This is a genomic window from Pseudomonas sp. GW822-FHT07A10 (assembly GCF_058798795.1).
Genome location: NZ_JBXAKV010000006.1, coordinates 225457 through 241658, shown reverse-complemented (window position 1 = coordinate 241658; position 16202 = coordinate 225457). Strand labels below are relative to the sequence as shown.

The 16202-nt window shown below is 60.5% G+C and carries 16 protein-coding genes; 7 read left to right on the top strand and 9 right to left on the bottom strand.

The window, feature by feature from the left end; genetic code table 11:
• Positions 1 to 36 precede the first annotated feature (36 nt).
• On the bottom strand, positions 37 to 726 hold the full coding sequence (locus AC1RL4_RS13225; RefSeq protein WP_018928141.1) for an MlaA family lipoprotein: 690 nt from the start codon (positions 724 to 726) through the stop codon (positions 37 to 39).
• Between the two features lie 201 nt (positions 727 to 927).
• Here AC1RL4_RS13225 and pcrP point away from each other — a divergent pair, with 201 nt between their 5' ends.
• Positions 928 to 1548, top strand: coding sequence for an HAD superfamily inactivated hydrolase PcrP (gene pcrP / locus AC1RL4_RS13220; RefSeq protein WP_019582090.1), 621 nt, complete (start codon positions 928 to 930; stop codon positions 1546 to 1548).
• A 109-nt stretch (positions 1549 to 1657) separates the two neighbouring features.
• On the top strand, positions 1658 to 1921 hold the full coding sequence (locus AC1RL4_RS13215; RefSeq protein ID WP_019582089.1) for a DUF4404 family protein: 264 nt from the start codon (positions 1658 to 1660) through the stop codon (positions 1919 to 1921).
• Between the two features lie 85 nt (positions 1922 to 2006).
• Here the strand turns inward: AC1RL4_RS13215 and queF are convergent, their stop codons facing one another.
• On the bottom strand, positions 2007 to 2837 hold the full coding sequence (gene queF / locus AC1RL4_RS13210) for an NADPH-dependent 7-cyano-7-deazaguanine reductase QueF (protein ID WP_019582088.1): 831 nt from the start codon (positions 2835 to 2837) through the stop codon (positions 2007 to 2009).
• A gap of 61 nt (positions 2838 to 2898) precedes the next feature.
• Positions 2899 to 3435: a copper-resistant cuproprotein CopI gene (copI, locus tag AC1RL4_RS13205; protein ID WP_230172756.1), complete on the bottom strand. Its 537-nt coding sequence runs from the start codon at positions 3433 to 3435 to the stop codon at positions 2899 to 2901.
• Positions 3436 to 3588: 153 nt separating this feature from the next.
• On the opposite strand from copI, the gene AC1RL4_RS13200 reads away from it, so the two are divergent.
• Together AC1RL4_RS13200 and AC1RL4_RS13195 are read left to right on the top strand one after the other, a co-directional pair.
• The gene (locus tag AC1RL4_RS13200) at positions 3589 to 4269 is read left to right on the top strand and encodes a heavy metal response regulator transcription factor (RefSeq protein WP_019582086.1); all 681 of its coding nucleotides are present in this window, start codon (positions 3589 to 3591) and stop codon (positions 4267 to 4269) included.
• Complete coding sequence (locus AC1RL4_RS13195; protein WP_019582085.1) at positions 4269 to 5618, top strand: heavy metal sensor histidine kinase; 1350 nt, start codon at positions 4269 to 4271, stop codon at positions 5616 to 5618. Before AC1RL4_RS13200 ends, AC1RL4_RS13195 begins: the two co-directional genes overlap by 1 nt.
• Before the next feature lie 35 nt (positions 5619 to 5653).
• On the opposite strand, the gene AC1RL4_RS13190 is transcribed toward AC1RL4_RS13195, so the two are convergent.
• From AC1RL4_RS13190 to AC1RL4_RS13180, 3 genes are all read right to left on the bottom strand, one after another.
• Complete coding sequence (locus AC1RL4_RS13190) at positions 5654 to 6898, bottom strand: lipoprotein-releasing ABC transporter permease subunit (protein ID WP_018928148.1); 1245 nt, start codon at positions 6896 to 6898, stop codon at positions 5654 to 5656.
• Between the two features lie 65 nt (positions 6899 to 6963).
• A complete protein-coding gene (gene lolD / locus AC1RL4_RS13185; protein ID WP_230172757.1) occupies positions 6964 to 7647 on the bottom strand; it encodes a lipoprotein-releasing ABC transporter ATP-binding protein LolD in 684 nt (227 codons plus the stop codon).
• A gap of 7 nt (positions 7648 to 7654) precedes the next feature.
• Positions 7655 to 8905, bottom strand: a complete 1251-nt coding sequence (locus tag AC1RL4_RS13180) for a lipoprotein-releasing ABC transporter permease subunit (RefSeq protein WP_007935280.1) — start codon at positions 8903 to 8905, stop codon at positions 7655 to 7657.
• A 94-nt stretch (positions 8906 to 8999) separates the two neighbouring features.
• On the opposite strand from AC1RL4_RS13180, the gene AC1RL4_RS13175 reads away from it, so the two are divergent.
• Entirely contained in the window at positions 9000 to 9581 is a 582-nt protein-coding gene (locus AC1RL4_RS13175) for a PilZ domain-containing protein (RefSeq protein ID WP_230172758.1), read from the top strand.
• A 13-nt stretch (positions 9582 to 9594) separates the two neighbouring features.
• Positions 9595 to 10317: a glycerophosphodiester phosphodiesterase gene (locus AC1RL4_RS13170; RefSeq protein ID WP_230172760.1), complete on the top strand. Its 723-nt coding sequence runs from the start codon at positions 9595 to 9597 to the stop codon at positions 10315 to 10317.
• 42 nt (positions 10318 to 10359) lie between these two features.
• Here the strand turns inward: AC1RL4_RS13170 and sthA are convergent, their stop codons facing one another.
• Together sthA and AC1RL4_RS13160 are read right to left on the bottom strand one after the other, a co-directional pair.
• Positions 10360 to 11754, bottom strand: coding sequence for a Si-specific NAD(P)(+) transhydrogenase (sthA, locus tag AC1RL4_RS13165; protein ID WP_007935284.1), 1395 nt, complete (start codon positions 11752 to 11754; stop codon positions 10360 to 10362).
• 207 nt (positions 11755 to 11961) lie between these two features.
• Positions 11962 to 13011, bottom strand: coding sequence for an FAD:protein FMN transferase (locus AC1RL4_RS13160; RefSeq protein WP_230172762.1), 1050 nt, complete (start codon positions 13009 to 13011; stop codon positions 11962 to 11964).
• A gap of 90 nt (positions 13012 to 13101) precedes the next feature.
• Here AC1RL4_RS13160 and AC1RL4_RS13155 point away from each other — a divergent pair, with 90 nt between their 5' ends.
• Positions 13102 to 14403: an MFS transporter gene (locus AC1RL4_RS13155; protein WP_096480709.1), complete on the top strand. Its 1302-nt coding sequence runs from the start codon at positions 13102 to 13104 to the stop codon at positions 14401 to 14403.
• A gap of 277 nt (positions 14404 to 14680) precedes the next feature.
• Here AC1RL4_RS13155 and AC1RL4_RS13150 read toward each other — a convergent pair whose 3' ends face one another.
• On the bottom strand, positions 14681 to 16102 hold the full coding sequence (locus tag AC1RL4_RS13150; RefSeq protein ID WP_230172763.1) for an MFS transporter: 1422 nt from the start codon (positions 16100 to 16102) through the stop codon (positions 14681 to 14683).
• Positions 16103 to 16202 lie beyond the last annotated feature (100 nt).

The following is a 16202-nucleotide window of genomic DNA, read 5'->3' as shown; positions in this document are numbered from 1 at the left end:
GCCAATTGGCCGCCCTCTTTGTTTTACCGGTCGAGATTAAAAATCGTCTTCGACCTTACCATCCTTGACCTTGAATTCGCGGTTTTGCAGGTATGCATTGCGAATAAAGGTGTATTTGTCGCCAGTGATCAGTTTCTCGGCCGACAACAGGCTGGCGCGAGTGTCGACGATGTTCAGGCCGTAAATCGAGTTACGTACCGGTATATCGTTGATGTAGGGGTACGGACCGGTATAGCCATCGACATACTTGGAAGGCGTATCACGCAAGGTGCTTGGACCCAGCAGCGGCAGCATCACGTACGGGCCGCTGCCCACGCCCCAGTAACCGAGGGTCTGGCCGAAGTCTTCGTCGTTGCGGTGCAGGCCCATCTTGGTGCCCACGTCGAAGAAGCCCAGCAGGCCGAAGGTGGTGTTGAAGATCAAACGCGCGGTGTCGACGCCAGCCGCAGCGGGCTTGGCCTGCAACACGTCGTTGGCGAGGTTGGTCACATCGCCGACGTTGCGGAACATGTTGTGGATGCCGTCTTCCAGGAACTGCGGTGTGACGAACTGGTAGCCCTGAGCCAACGGCTTCAGTGCGTAGGTGTCGACAAAATCGTTGAATTTGTAGATCGGGCGGTTGATGCTTTCCCAAGGGTCTTCTTCCGTGGCGGCCTGAGTCGCAAACGGAACCAGCAATACACTGGCACACATACAAAGCTGAGCGAGTCGATTGCTCCAGCGCATAGAAAAACTCCTTGGATTGTACTGACGCGGGCGCTTGGCCCAGCCGCAAAGACCGCTAGTATATGACGGAAAACCCGGTTTAGGCAGCATCGTGCACGATGGTCTACGAACGACGCCCTCCTGACGGCGAGCGATTCACATCCGTGTCACTCGATTGTCATCGTCCGTGAATAGCCTTGTCGCTATTTCAGGGACGTTTCCATGCCGCACGCCGAAGTCTTGCCCCTTGCCGCACCAAATCTGACCGCCGTGCTGTTCGGCCTCAGTGGTTGCCTGGTGGATTTCGGCGCGCGCACGCGTCAGCACGGCACCGTTTCTGCCGAGCACACCGAGGTCACGCCCGGCGCCCTGGAGAGCCTGTCCAGCTTGCAGCGACAACGGATTCCCTGCGCCTGGCTTGATGAACTACCCCCTGCCCTCAGCCATTCCCTGGCCGTCGCACTTCCGGCCTGGATCAAATCTTTGCAACACTCTGAAACAATCAATCCATGGCCGGCCCCGAATGCCTGCTGGCAAGCCTTGATGGCGCTGAATGTCGAGCGCCTGGACGGTTGCGTGCTGGTCAGCGGCGAGCCGCGACTGCTGCAATCGGGCCTGAACGCCGGGCTGTGGACCATCGGCCTGGCGTCGTGCGGCTCGTTATGCGGGCTCGCGCCGAACGAATGGCAAGCCTTGAGCCAGAAGGAACGGGAACACTTGCGCGGCAAGGCGACGGTGCAGTTGTTCGGCCTGGGCGTGCATTCGGTGATCGATCATCTGGGCGAGCTCGATACCTGCCTGGCCGATATCAGCCTGCGTCGGCTCAAAGGCGAAAAGCCCTGACTGAGATCATGCAGGTTGCCCGGGAGTGGATTAATCTAAAGGTCAGCCATAGACCTTTGGCACGCCGCTGCGGTCTATGCCAGTGCCTATCGAGAAAAGGAAGAACGCCATGCCCGCCCGCGAACTGCAAGATCAGCTCAATAAACTGCGCGAGCAATTGGAACAGAATCCGCCACTGACCGAAGCCGAGCGCGAAGACCTGCACGCGCTGATGCAACAGATCCAACTGGAGCTTGAGCTGGAAACCAAAACCCAGGACACCAACCTCGCCGACAGTGTGAACCTGGCAGTCGATCGCTTCGAAGTCGAACATCCCGCCCTTGCCGGCACCTTGCGTAACATCATGCAAGCCTTGGTCAGCATGGGGATCTGAACCCGTCAGATGCAAAAAAGCCCCGCTATTGATAGCGGGGCTTTTTCATTTCCGGGATTTGCAAATGCAATCCCGCACTGGCTCTTTATTGTCGGACCAAGCGATGGTTCGGCAGTTGCACCTCTTCGGTGCTGCGATACGGGTTGATGTCCAATCCACCACGACGCACATACCGCGCGTACACCGTCAATTTCTCCGGCTTTAGCAACCGCTGCAGGTCGAGGAAAATCCGCTCCACGCACTGCTCATGGAAGTCCGAGTGCTGGCGGAAGCTCACGATGTATTCCAGCAAACTCGCGTGATCCAGCGCCGCGCCACGATATTCCACCACCACGCTGCCCCAGTCCGGCTGACTCGTGACCGGGCAGTTGGATTTGAGCAAATGGCTGTGCACGCACTCTTCAACGATGCGCGACTCATCGCAACGCAGCAGTTCCGGACGCGGATGCTCATAGTTGCTGACACTGATGTCCAGGTCATCGATGCACACGCCCGGCAACGCCACGACGCCTTCCGCCTCTACCTCTTTCAGGCTGCGAACCCGCACGCCCACCGGTTTGCCGGCAGCGACCGAGAGATCTTTCACCAGCGTCGCTTCAAGGCTGGCGGTGTCGGCAAATGGCGTCTGGTTCAGCGAGTTGAGGTACAGCTTGAACGACTTCGACTCGATGATGTTCGGCGAATCCGCCGGGATGCTGAATTCGCCGATCGCCACCACAGGCTTGCCGGACGGCAATAGCCACGACAGCTCGAAGCAGTTCCAGAAGTCCACGCCCTTGTACGGCAGGGTTTGCGCGGTCAGGCCCAGCTCGGCCCATTTCGCTGTGCGCGGGATCGGGAACAGCAAGGACGGCGTGTAGGTGGCGATGTATTCGCTGGATTTGCCCAGCGGCGAATGTTCGGCTGCGGGATGCATGGCGGAAACCTGACTGAAGAATCAGCGGATTCTACCAGCCTTTGCTCCCGCCTTTGAGTGCTTACTGACTGACTGTCAGTTTGCCGACCATGCCGGCCTGGTAATGGCCGGGGATGTTGCAGGCAAATTCCAGGTTAGTGGCCTTGGTGAAGGTCCAGGTCAGCTCGGCGGTTTTACCCGGCTCCACCAACACACTATTGGGGTCGTCATGCTTCATGCCGTGATCCATGGTGCCATGATCCATTCCGGCCATGGAACCGTGGTCCATGGCCTTCATGCCTGTAGGCATCAGCATGCCGCTTTGCTGCATCTGGAGCATTTCCTGCTGATGCCTGGCATGCATCTGTGCATCGCCGAGGTTGAATTCATGCAGCAACTGTCCTTTATTCACCAGTACGAGACGCACGGTTTCCCCGGCCTTGATATCGAGGGTCTTGGGGCTGAAGGTCATATCGCCCATCACCACTTCAACGCTGCGGGTGGCCTGGGCGGCCGAGGCTGGTCGACCGAAATCGTAGGTCTGCGCCGGTGAGGCTTCCAGCCCTAAACTCAGAGTCAGCAAACAAGCGGCCAGTGCCAGACGCTTTTGCAAAAACATAGTCGTACTCCAACAAGATGAGGTTCAGCTTGTGGGAAACTCTACCAGCCGGCTCTGCCAGCTACCTGACAGGCAGATTACAACTTTGTCAGATTGGCCAGCTTCCTCGCCGCCCACGGTATAACGCACCTGTTCCAACTACCCGAGTCGCCCATGAAACTGCTGATCGTCGAAGACCAACCGAAAACCGGCCAATACCTGCGCCAGGGCCTGACCGAGGCCGGGTTCAATACCGAACTGGTGACCGACGGCACCACCGGCCAGCAGCTGGCCTTGAGTGGCGATTACGCCTTGTTGATTCTCGATGTGATGCTGCCCGGACGCGATGGCTGGCAGATTCTGCAAGCGGTGCGCGGTGCAGGCCTGGACACGCCGGTACTGTTTCTGACCGCGCGGGACGCGGTGGAAGATAGAGTCCACGGCCTGGAACTGGGCGCCGACGACTACCTGGTCAAACCTTTCGCCTTCTCCGAACTGCTGGCCCGGGTTCGTAGCCTGCTGCGTCGCGGCAGCGCCACGCCTCAGGAAACCAGCCTGCAACTGGCCGATTTGCGCCTGGACCTGATCCGTCGACGGGTCGAGCGTAACGGTCAGCGCATCGACCTGACCGCCAAGGAATTCGCCCTGCTGGAAATGCTCCTGCGGCGCCAGGGCGAAGTTCTGCCCAAGTCGCTGATCGCGTCCCAGGTGTGGGACATGAATTTCGACAGCGACACCAACGTCATCGAAGTGGCGATCCGCCGGTTGCGCCTGAAGATCGATGACGATTTCCCGAACAAGTTGATTCACACCGTGCGCGGCATGGGTTACGTCCTTGAAGAGCGCCCCGCCTGATGCGCCGGCTTTCATTAAGCAACCGCCTGGCACTGCTGTTTGCCGCCTGTACTGCGGTGGTGTCGTTGTTCGCCGGGGTGTTGTTCAGCCGCGCCAGCGAGGCGCACTTTGTCGAGTTGGACCAGCAGTTGCTGGATGACAAACTGATTGGTTTACGCCGGGCGCTGGATGACATTCAGGCCGGCGACGCCGAGGCCAGGCTGGCCGATGAATTGAGCCGACAGGCCGATCTTTCGCTGCGCATCATTAGCAGTGACGGCCAACGCATGTACGACAGCTCGCCCAGCGTGCCCAAAGATTTGCCGCGCAAGCGTGGCCTGTCGACAGTGAGCGACGACGGCACCGATTACCGCGTCCTGAATGCGCCGCTGTTCCTCGACAAACCCGACTCACCGCAACTGACCTTGTTGCTGGACATCACCCATCACCAACACTTTCTGCAGCGCATGCAACACCTGATCTGGCTGACGGTTGGCCTCTCGGCCCTGGCCACTGCCCTGCTCGGTGCCTGGGCGGCGCGCAGTGGTTTGCGTCCGTTGCTGCGTATGAGTGCGGTCGCCAGCGGCGTGTCGGCGCAATCACTCAACGCCCGTCTGCCGGAAGCAGACATGCCGCCGGAACTCGCGGAAATGGCCCACAGCTTCAACGCCATGCTCGGACGCCTCGATGACTCTTTTCAGCGGCTCTCGGCCTTCTCCGCCGACATCGCCCATGAACTGCGCACACCACTGTCGAACCTGCTGACTCACACCCAAGTCACCCTCACCCGCCCTCGCCCCCTTGAGGATTACCGCGAGGCGCTGCACAGCAACCTCGAAGAACTGCAATGGATGGCGCAACTGGTCAACGACATGTTGTACCTGGCCAAGGCTGACCACGGCTTGCTGATGCCCAAGCGCGAACCGCTGGACCTGGCGGAAGAAGCGGATGTGCTGCTGGAGTTTTTCGCGCCACTGGCCGAGGACGCCCGGGTGAAGTTGAGTCGTGACGGCCACGCGCGTATGCAGGGCGATCGCAGCATGTTGCGCCGGGCACTGTCCAATTTGCTGGACAATGCGTTGCGGTTTACCCCGGCCGGTGGTGAGGTGCGGGTAAAGATCGTCGAGCAACCGGCAGGCTTGAGCCTGACCGTTGAAAACAGTGGTGAAGGGATTTCCGAGGACCTGGTGCCGCGTTTGTTTGACCGTTTCTACCGGGCAGACCCCGCGCGCCGTGAAGGCAGCAGTGAGCATGCGGGATTGGGATTGGCGATCACCCAGTCGATCATCCGCGCCCATGGCGGGCAGATTCGTTGCGAATCGGCTCAGGGGTGGACGCGGTTCATAATTGAGTTGCCAAGAAAGGACTGAGGCCAGCAGGACTGGCCCCTTCGCGGTCTAACGGACTACGAATACCGCAACGCAGTAGCCGGCTCGACTTTCGCCGCACGCCACGCCGGATAAACCGTCGCCAGAAAGCTCATGATGAAACCGGCGGAGCAGATCAACAGCACATCCGCGCCCTGCAATTCGGACGGCAAGTTGCTGACGAAGTACACATCGGAACTGAAGATGTGCTGCCCGCTGACCCGCTCCATCCAGCCCACCAGTTCACTGACGTTCAACGCCGCGATCACGCCCAGCACACCACCGATCAAGGTGCCGACAATCCCGATCACCGTGCCCTGCACCATGAAGATCGCCATGATCTGCCGAGGTGTGGCGCCGATGGTGCGCAGGATCGCGATGTCCGCGCCCTTGTCGTTCACCACCATGATCAGGGTGGCGATGATGTTGAACGCCGCCACGGCGACGATCATCAGCAACAGCAAGCCGATCATGGTTTTTTCCATCTTCATCGCGCTGAACAGACTGCCCTGGGTGTGGGTCCAGTCGTCAGCCTTGTAGGCGGCACCCAGGCCCGTTGCGATGTCGCTCGATACTTGCGGCGCGGCGTACAGATCCTTCACCGCCAGGCGTACGCTCTGTACCTGATTCGGCTGCCAGTGCTGCATTTGCGCGGCATCGGCCATGTGGATCAGCGCCATCGAACCGTCCAGTTCGGCACCGACCTTGAACACGCCCACCACGTTCAGCCGCTGCATGCGCGGGGTGATGCCACCCGGTGCATTGCTGACTTCCGGCACGATCAGGGTGATCTTGTCGCCGACGTTCAAGCGAAAGCGCCGCGCGGTGATCTCGCCGATCACCACGCCGAACTCACCCGGCTTCAAGGCGTCGAGACGCCCCTGAACAATGTGCTTGGCAACGATCGAGACCTTGCTTTCCAGCGCCGGATCGACCCCGCTGACCTGGATCGGCTGCATGGTGCCCTTGTAGGACAGCATGCCTTCCATCTCGGTGAACGGCACGGCGGCGGTGACTTCAGGATTCTTCATCGCCGCAGCGGCCACCGGCTGCCAATCGTCGATAGGGTTCACACCGACGATGGTCGCGTGCGGCACCATGCCGAGGATGCGCGAGCTCATTTCGCGCTGGAAGCCGTTCATCACCGACAGCACCACGATCATCGCCAGTACGCCCAGGGCGAGGCCGATCATCGAGGTCATCGAGATGAAGGAAACAAAGCGATTGCGGCGCTTGGCGCGGGTATAGCGCGTGCCGATAAAGATCGATAACGGTCTGAACATTCGCTGGGGCACCGTATAAAAATAAAAGACCCGACGCACTGTTCAGTGTGCCGGGTTTCAGCCAATCAGATGGGGGTCAGGTAACCTTCCTGCAAATGCAGGACGCGATCCATCTGGCGAGCCAGGTTCATGTCGTGGGTCACCACCAGGAACGCCGTGCGCATCGAGGTGCTGAGTTCCAGCATCAAATCCTGAATGCCTTGGGCGGTGTGGGAGTCGAGGTTGCCGGTCGGCTCGTCGAGCATCACCAGGCCTGGCTTGTTCACCAGGGCGCGGGCAATAGCCACACGCTGGCGTTCGCCACCGGACAACTCCGCCGGTTTGTGCTCCAGGCGATGGCCCAGCCCTACCCGCCCCAGCAACGCCGTCGCACGCTGACGCGCTTCCGGGATCGCGGTCTTGCCGATCAGCAACGGCATGCAGACGTTTTCCAGCGCGGTGAACTCAGGCAGCAAGTGGTGGAACTGGTAAACGAAACCCAGCGACCGGTTGCGCAACAGGCCACGGGCCTTTTCGTTCAGGGCCGAGAGTTCTTCACCGGCCAGCCAGACGCTGCCCTTGGTCGGCGTATCGAGGCCGCCCAGCAGGTTGAGCAAGGTACTTTTGCCCGAACCCGACGTACCGACGATCGCCACGCGCTCACCCGGATGCAGTTCCAGTTGCAGACCGGCCAGAACCTCTACCGATTCCGGGCCTTCCACGTAGGATTTGCCCAGGTTGCGGCAGCTCAAGATTGCTTTATCACTCATGCCCGACTCACTCATAACGTAGCGCCTCCGCAGGCTGGGTGCGCGCGGCACGCCAGGCTGGATACAGGGTGGCGAGGAAACTCAGGACCAACGCGGCGGCGCAGACCATCAACACGTCCTGGCTCTGCACTTGCGACGGCAGGTAATCGATGAAATACACGTCGGCGTTCAAGAACTTGTGGCCGATCAGCCCTTCAAGGGCCGAGATCGCGGCGCTGACGTTCAGCGCGGCGAAGATCCCGACCACGGCGCCGATCAGCGTACCGACCACACCAATGACCGTGCCCTGGACCATGAACGTCGCCATGATCGAGCCCGGCGTGGCGCCCAGGGTGCGCAGGATCGCGATGTCGCCCTTCTTGTCGTTCACCACCATCACCAGCGTGGAAATGATGTTGAACGCAGCAACGGCGACGATCAGCAGCAACAGCAGGCCGATCATGGCTTTTTCCATGCGGATTGCCTGATACAGATTGCCGTGGGTACGAGTCCAGTCGCGGGCGTAGTAACGGTCTTCGCCGAGCTGCTGGGCGATGGTCCACGCGGTGCGCGGCGCCTGGAACAGGTCGTCGAACTTCAGTCGCAAGCCCTGGACCTGATCCGGTTGCCAGCGGTGCAACCTGGCCAGATCCTGCAGATTGGTCAGGCCCAGATAGCCATCCAGCTCACCGGCGCCGACATGGAAGATGCCGACCACAGTAAAGCGTTTCATGCGCGGGAACATCCCGGCCGGGGTCACGGTGACTTCCGGCGCGACAAACGTCAGCTTGTCGCCAACCGCCGCGCCGAGCTTGGCTGCCGCCTTGTCGCCGATGACGATGCCGAAACTGCCCGGCGCCAGGTCGTCGAGTTTGCCCTGCTGCATGAAGTTATCAATGATCGACACCTGCCGTTCCTGCACAGGGTCGATGGCATTGAGCAACACTTTGGAAACCTTGCCGTTGTTGGTCAGCAGGCCCTGCATCTGGACGAAGGGCGCAACCGCCGCCACCTGCGGGTTCTGCTTGACCTTGGCGGCCAGGCTTTGCCAGTCGCTGATCGGCTCGCCGGACTCGATGGTCGCGTGGGGCACCATGCCCAGCACACGGGTGCGCATCTCATGATCGAAGCCGTTCATGACCGACAGCACCACGATCATCACGACCACGCCGAGGGCGAGTCCGATCATCGAGGTCAGGGAAATGAATGACACAAAATGATTGCGACGTTTTGCACGGGTATAACGCGTGCCGATAAATACGAAGAGAGGTCTGAACATGTCGGGGCTTGTTCGGAGGGAAAAGGAACGTCCTTGTGGCGGGGGTCGATAACCAGCTTTACACTCAGACCACCGCCGCTACCATGGGTTCGCCATGTCGACATTAGATGAAGAAGATCGCCGCGAATACTACCGTATCGAGGACACGATCGCACTGGAAATTCGGCCCCTGTCTGCTCCCGAAGCAGCAGGCCAGGAAGTGTTGCAGGATGCTTCCCCGCTATTCAACCTGCTCAGCGAACTGCACCTGAGCGAATTCGAGTCGCAACACCTGTTGCGCCAGATCAACGAACGCGACCGGACCATCGCCGCATTCCTGAAATCACAGAACAAACGCATCGATCTGCTGAGCCAGGTGGTCGCCCTGACCGTGCTCGGACAGATCGGCGAACCGCAGCCGGTGATCATCTCCGAAGGCGGCATCGACTTTCAGCATCCGACGCCCATCGCCGTTGGCGCGCACCTGTCGGTCAAGCTGGTGCTGATGCCACAAGCCCTCGGCCTGTTGCTGCGGGCCCGCGTCACCCATTGCGACCGCAAGGGTGGCGGCTACGACGTCGGCACCGAGTTCGAATACCTGTCCGATGCCCAGCGACAACTGCTGGCCCGCTACATCTTGCAGCGACAGGCACAAGAACGACGCCTGGCGCGCGAACAAAACGAAACCGGCCATTAATTAAGGAAGAACCGTGACTCTCATCTACGGCCATCGCGGCGCCAAGGGCGAAGCACCGGAAAACACCCTGACCAGCTTTCAGCAATGCCTCAAGCACGGAGTGCGCCGCTGCGAACTGGACCTGCACCTGTCCATGGACGGCGAATTGATGGTGATCCACGACCCGACCCTCAAACGCACCACCGATCGCCGCGGCAAAGTGGTCGAGCACACGGCGGCGGAACTGGTGACCTACGACGCGCGCAAGGGCGGCCCGGGCTGGATCAAACCTTGCCCGATTCCAACGCTGGAAGAACTGTTCGAAAAATGCGATTTCGAGCACTGGCAGCTGGAAGTCAAAAGTGCTTCACGCACCCGTGCCGCGACTACCGTGCTGGCGATTCGTGAACTGGCTCAGCGTTTCGGCATACGGGACAAGGTCACGATTACCTCGAGTTCACGCGAAGTATTGAAAGCCGCGCAGGACCTGGTGCCGGACGTGTCTCGCGGACTGGTGGCCGAGTACGCCTGGCTCGACCCGTTGAAGGTCGCGCAAAACTATGGCTGTGAGATGCTGGCGCTGAACTGGACCCTGTGTACGCCGGAACGCCTGCAGAAGGCGCAGCGTCAGGGGCTGCATGTGTCGGTGTGGACAGTCAACGAGCCCGCGCTGATGCGCAGGCTCGCTGATTTCGGCGTTGACAGCCTGATTACAGACTTTCCCGGTTTGGCCACTGCCACGCTCGAGAATTGCTGAAATCGGTCTCCCCGGCCGGCTCAGGCCACCGGCCGGAGCCGCTCAAAAAAGCCGGTTGAGGCCATCGTACGCCGCTACCCGATAGGCTTCAGCCATGGTCGGGTAGTTGAACGTCGTGTTGACGAAGTACTTCAGGGTGTTCTGCTCGCCCGGCTGGTTCATGATCGCCTGACCGATGTGCACGATCTCCGACGCCTGATAACCGAAGCAGTGAACGCCCAGCACTTCCAGCGTCTCGCGATGGAACAGGATCTTCAGCATGCCCTGAGGCTCGCCGGCGATTTGCGCACGCGCCATGCTCTTGAAGAATGCCTTGCCCACTTCGTACGGCACCTTGGCCTGAGTCAGCTCCTGCTCGTTCTTGCCGATCGAGCTGATCTCCGGAATCGTGTAGATGCCGGTCGGCACGTCGTTGACGAAGCGCCAGCTGCCGTTGTCGACGATGCTGCCAGCGGCCGAACGGCCCTGATCGTGGGCGGCACTGGCCAGGCTCGGCCAGCCAATCACATCACCGGCGCCATAAATGTTCGGCACGCAGGTGCGGTAGTTCTCGTCGACTTCGATCTGGCCACGGCTGTTGACCTTCACGCCGATGTTTTCCAGACCCAGCTGATCGGTGTTGCCGGTACGGCCGTTGCACCAGAGCAAGGCGTCGGCCTTGATCTTCTTGCCGGACTTGAGGTGCAGGATCACGCCGTTGTCCACGCCTTCGACGCGGTCGTAGTCTTCGTTGTGGCGAACCGTGATGTTGTTATTGCTGAAGTGGTAGCTCAGGGCCTGGGAAATTTCCGAGTCGAGGAAGCTCAGCAACTGACCACGGTTGTCCACCAGTTCAACCAATACACCCAGACCACTGAAGATCGAGGCGTATTCGCAGCCGATCACGCCGGCGCCGTAAACAATGAGTTTACGCGGGGTGTGGCCAAGGCTGAGGATGGTGTCGCTATCGTAGATACGCGGGTGATGGAAATCGATGTCCGCCGGGCGATAAGGACGCGAACCGGTGGCGATGATGATGTGCTTGGCCACCAGTTTTTCGACCACGCCGTTGGCGCAGACGACTTCGATGGTTTGCTCGTCGGCGAAGCTGCCGGTGCCGAAGAACACGTCGACGCGGTTACGGGCGTAGTAGCCGGTGCGCGAGGCGACTTGTTTGGAGATGACTTTTTCAGCGCTTTTCAACACGTCCGGGAACGAGAACCAACGCGGCTCACCAATGGCCCGGAACATCGGGTTGGTGTTGAACTGCATGATCTGCCGGACCGAGTGACGCAAGGCCTTGGACGGGATGGTGCCCAGGTGGGTGCAGTTGCCGCCGACCTGGCGACGGCTATCGACCATCGCCACCTTGCGCCCTGCCTTGGCAGCGTTCATTGCCGCGCCTTCTCCCGCCGGGCCGGAACCCAACACCACCACATCGTAGTTGTAGACAGCCATGCGTACTCCTCAGAACAGGCCGCGACACCCTCGGCGCCTGCGGCTAAATCACGCCGATCGGCGGCGTGAAGGAACAATTTGGGGCCAGTGCAGAACCCGGACACAGTCTATAGAAGCGTCAACGCCGCGCACATTAACCCTTGGTCGCGTCGTAGGCTAGTTTTGCCTGCACTACAAAGCCATCGAAAAATGCTTTTGCAGCCGCAATCACTCGGTTTTATCACCGGCCAGGCGCTCAAAAGCCTGATTGGTGCGTGTGACAAAACCTGTATCGGCACGAATCACAAAGAATGCAGCAATGTCATGCGTTTGGGCATAGTCCCAACCCCGTTCAGGGCCAAGAATCAGCAACAGCGTCGATAAGCCATCGGCCATCAACGCTAAAGGATGAATCACCGTGACTGACGCCAGGGTGTGTAGGACCGGTGTTCCGGTGCGGGCATCGAAGGTGTGGGAATAGCGCCGGCCACCCTGCTCGAAATAGTTACGGTAATCACCGGAGGTGGACACACCGTAGCCGTCGACGGCGATGACACGCTCGGCCACTTGCTGATCATCACGGGGTTCTTCCAGGGCGATGCGCCACGGTGAGCCGTCGAGTTTTTTGCCGACGGCCTTGAGTTCACCGGTGGCTTCAGCGAGGTAGTCGTGGATGCCCAGCGCTTCGAGTCTGGCGGCAATCGTGTCGACCGCGTAACCGGCAGCGATGCTGTTGAAGTCGACCTCGACCGCGGCATCCTTGCACAACTGGTCACCGTCAATGCGCAAGTGACGGTGGCCGACGCGCTGCTGCACCTCGGCCAGCGCTTCGGCGCTCGGGACCTTTTCCTCACGCGCCTGCGGACCAAATCCCCAGAGGTTGAGCAGCGGCTCCACCGTCAGGTCGTAGGAGCCGTCGCTTTGGGATGACAACTGTTCGCCCACACGGATCAATTCAAGGATCGGCGCGGGCATTTTCTGACAGTGGTTGGCGGGCAAATTATTGAAGCGCTCGATGTCCGAGTCGCTGCGATAGGTCGAAAATTGTCGATCCACGTCGGCGAGGATATTTTCCACTTCGGCCTGCACCGCTTTCGGCCCGGGCGTGGAGGCATGCCTTACATATTGAATGGAATAACGACTGCCCATGGTCGGGCCGTCGAAGCGTTCCAGGCTGTCGCCGTTGCCACAACCGGATAAAACGCCGGCCAGCACCACAAGTCCGCCCCACCGTCCAGTTAACAAATCTTCATCTCCCCTCAAAACCGCGCCCGCCATTATGGGCTCCAGAGCGCATGGGAGCGAGGCCTGCTCCCTCCCACAGGTGCAGCGCTTTCAAACAAGATTGACCAGAGTGAGTATCTACAAATGTCTTCCAGCACGAGCAAAGGCAAAGCGATTTTTCGCGTTGTCAGCGGTAACTTTCTCGAAATGTTCGACTTCATGGTCTACGGCTTTTACGCCACGGCCATTGCCAAAACCTTCTTTCCCGCCGATAGCGCGTTTGCTTCCCTGATGCTGTCTCTGGCCACTTTCGGGGCCGGTTTCCTGATGCGTCCGCTGGGGGCGATTTTCCTCGGGGCCTACATCGACCGCCACGGCCGTCGTAAAGGCCTGATCATCACGCTGGCGATGATGGCCGCCGGCACGGTGCTGATTGCCGGTGTGCCGGGTTATGCCACGCTGGGCGTCGCGGCGCCGCTGATCGTATTGTTCGGCCGCCTGTTGCAAGGCTTCTCCGCTGGCGTGGAACTGGGCGGTGTGTCGGTGTACCTCGCCGAAATCTCCACGCCGGGCCGCAAAGGCTTCTTCGTCAGTTGGCAGTCCGCCAGCCAGCAAGCCGCGGTGGTATTCGCCGGCCTGCTCGGCGTGGGTTTGAACCATTGGCTGAGCCCCGACCAAATGGGTGAGTGGGGCTGGCGCGTGCCGTTCCTGATCGGCTGCATGATCGTGCCGGCGATCTTCGTGATCCGCCGTTCGCTGGAAGAAACCCCGGAATTCCAGGCACGCAAACACCGCCCTACCCTGCGGGACATCGTCCGCTCGATCGGTCAGAACTTCGGCATCGTCCTCGCCGGCATGGCGCTGGTGGTGATGACCACGGTGTCGTTCTACCTGATCACCGCCTACACCCCCACCTTCGGCAAAGCCGAGCTGCATCTGTCGGATCTGGATGCGCTGCTGGTGACGGTGTGCATCGGCCTGTCGAACTTCTTCTGGCTGCCGGTGATGGGCGCGCTTTCCGACAAGATCGGCCGCAAACCCCTGCTGCTGGGTGCGACGACTCTGGCAATCCTTACGGCCTATCCGGCGCTGTCGTGGCTGGTGGCGAACCCCAGCTTCAGCCATTTGCTCATTGTCGAATTGTGGCTGTCGTTCCTGTATGGCTCGTACAACGGCGCCATGGTGGTGGCCCTGACCGAGATCATGCCGGTGGAAGTGCGTACGACTGGTTTCTCCCTGGCCTACAGCCTGGCGACCGCAACGTTCGGTGGTTTCACCCCGGCGGCCTGTACGTACCTGATCCATGTGCTGGACAACAAGGCAGCACCGGGGATCTGGCTCAGTGGTGCTGCGGTGTTGGGGTTGATCGCGACACTGGTATTGTTCCGTGGCAATCGGCATGCGTTGCGTACGGCGCAAGCGGCTGTCATCAGAGGCGCTCACTAAAAGGAACGCAGTCAGGTGCAGAACCTGTAGGAGCGGGCTTGCTCGCGAAGAGGGAGTGTCAGTAAACACTGATGTTGCCTGACACACCGCCTTCGCGAGCAAGCCCGCTCCCACATTTAATCGGCGTGCCCCATAGGTTTTAGTTCGCTTCGGTCCACATGCAGCCAAGGCGGCCCCTCTGCAAATCTGGCCTCCAGCCATGTCTTGAACGCCATGAGCGTCGACTGCGCGATGTTCAGGCAGTATCGGTATTCGATTTCCAGCGAACAATATAGCCTTACTGCAGTTCATTACTGCACACAGCGCAGCAGTCAGAAACCTTCGGCAACAGGGCCACAGCAAGGGCCAGGAGAATCAGTGCCACGGCGACGGCAAACGTTATCCGCATGCCGCTGGCGACGGCTGCGGGAGACGCGCTGGTGATGTCTGTCGTCGCCGAAGCAAGCGCAAACACCGCGCCCATCACCGAAGCTCCAGTGATCAGGCCGAGATTGCGTGACAGGCTGAGCATGCCGGAAATCACGCCGCGCTGGTCCGGGCGGATGTCGGTCATGATCGCGGTGTTGTTGGCCGCCTGAAACAACGCGTAGCTGGCCGTGATCACCGCGATGGGCGCGAGGTAACCGAGGAGGCCGAACCCCGCTGGCATCATTGATAAAGCACTCGCGCCGAGCGCCATTGTCGCGAGTCCGAGACGGGTCATGCGCCGAGTGCCAAAACGGTCCACCAGGCGACCGGCCGGCACGCCGGTCAATGCAGCCACCAACGGGCCGACCGACAAGGCGAAACCGACAAGTGCCGTGCCGAGGCCAAGCGCACCCGAGAGATAAAACGGCCCGACCACCAGCGTCGCCATCATCACCGTCGAAACGAGCGCGCTCATGGCCAGGCTGGCGCTCAATCCCTGCTGGCGGAACATCGCTAATGTGATCAATGGCGATGCGACCGTGGCCTCGACGAAGATGAAAAGCCCAACGCCGAAAACAGCCGCCAGCAGCAGCGCGATATTGAGCGGTCCAAAATCACCGTGCCCGATCGTCATGGCCAGCGCGTACGCTGCGAGCGTCAGCGCCAGCAGCAACGTGCCGGCCTTGTCGAACCCCACCCGCCCTGCTTTCACCCGCTGAACATCCGCCGGCAAATAGCGATACGCGAGCCAGATGTTCAGCACACCCAGTGGTATGTTGATCAGAAAAATCGCCTGCCAGCCAACGCCGGCAATCAACATCCCACCGAGCGACGGCCCCAGCGTGGTGCCGATCGCCGACATCGTTCCGAGCACCCCCATGGCGCTGCCGGTCTGCGCTTTCGGCACCGTCTCACCGACAAACGCCACGGTCAGCGCCAGCATGATCGCCGCCCCAAGCCCCTGCACCGCCCGGGCGCCGACCAGCCACCCAAGCGACGGCGCGACACCGCAGGCCAGCGATGACAGGGTAAAAATGGCGATGCCCACCAGTAGCAAACGCCGACGGCCGAGCATGTCGCCAAGCCGTCCGACGCTGACGATCAGCGTGGTGATCGCCAGCAGATACGCCAGCACAATCCACTGCACGTGTTGGAAGGAAGCATCGAATGCCTCGGCCAACGTCGGCAATCCTGCATTGGCGATGCTGGTGTCGAGTGAAGGCATCAACATCGACAGCGAAAGGCTGGCGAGCGACCAGCGCACCGAACCTGATTGAGTGATGGATTTCATTGTCTGGCCACGTCTGAAAGGTAGAGCAGCAGCGTATGCCCGTGCGTGACAAGGCGGAAGGCGCAGCATTTGCACTTGATAGATGCGTTTGACGCCATGT

What these genes read in the sequence shown, in the direction of transcription:
- AC1RL4_RS13225 (WP_018928141.1), bottom strand. Translation starts at nt 726, where the DNA reads ATGCGCTGGAGCAATCGACTCGCTCAGCTTTGTATGTGTGCCAGTGTA.
- pcrP (WP_019582090.1), top strand. Translation starts at nt 928, where the DNA reads ATGCCGCACGCCGAAGTCTTGCCCCTTGCCGCACCAAATCTGACCGCC.
- AC1RL4_RS13215 (WP_019582089.1), top strand. Translation starts at nt 1,658, where the DNA reads ATGCCCGCCCGCGAACTGCAAGATCAGCTCAATAAACTGCGCGAGCAA.
- queF (WP_019582088.1), bottom strand. Translation starts at nt 2,837, where the DNA reads ATGCATCCCGCAGCCGAACATTCGCCGCTGGGCAAATCCAGCGAATAC.
- copI (WP_230172756.1), bottom strand. Translation starts at nt 3,435, where the DNA reads ATGTTTTTGCAAAAGCGTCTGGCACTGGCCGCTTGTTTGCTGACTCTG.
- AC1RL4_RS13200 (WP_019582086.1), top strand. Translation starts at nt 3,589, where the DNA reads ATGAAACTGCTGATCGTCGAAGACCAACCGAAAACCGGCCAATACCTG.
- AC1RL4_RS13195 (WP_019582085.1), top strand. Translation starts at nt 4,269, where the DNA reads ATGCGCCGGCTTTCATTAAGCAACCGCCTGGCACTGCTGTTTGCCGCC.
- AC1RL4_RS13190 (WP_018928148.1), bottom strand. Translation starts at nt 6,898, where the DNA reads ATGTTCAGACCGTTATCGATCTTTATCGGCACGCGCTATACCCGCGCC.
- lolD (WP_230172757.1), bottom strand. Translation starts at nt 7,647, where the DNA reads ATGAGTGATAAAGCAATCTTGAGCTGCCGCAACCTGGGCAAATCCTAC.
- AC1RL4_RS13180 (WP_007935280.1), bottom strand. Translation starts at nt 8,905, where the DNA reads ATGTTCAGACCTCTCTTCGTATTTATCGGCACGCGTTATACCCGTGCA.
- AC1RL4_RS13175 (WP_230172758.1), top strand. Translation starts at nt 9,000, where the DNA reads ATGTCGACATTAGATGAAGAAGATCGCCGCGAATACTACCGTATCGAG.
- sthA (WP_007935284.1), bottom strand. Translation starts at nt 11,754, where the DNA reads ATGGCTGTCTACAACTACGATGTGGTGGTGTTGGGTTCCGGCCCGGCG.
- AC1RL4_RS13160 (WP_230172762.1), bottom strand. Translation starts at nt 13,011, where the DNA reads ATGGCGGGCGCGGTTTTGAGGGGAGATGAAGATTTGTTAACTGGACGG.
- AC1RL4_RS13155 (WP_096480709.1), top strand. Translation starts at nt 13,102, where the DNA reads ATGTCTTCCAGCACGAGCAAAGGCAAAGCGATTTTTCGCGTTGTCAGC.
- AC1RL4_RS13150 (WP_230172763.1), bottom strand. Translation starts at nt 16,102, where the DNA reads ATGAAATCCATCACTCAATCAGGTTCGGTGCGCTGGTCGCTCGCCAGC.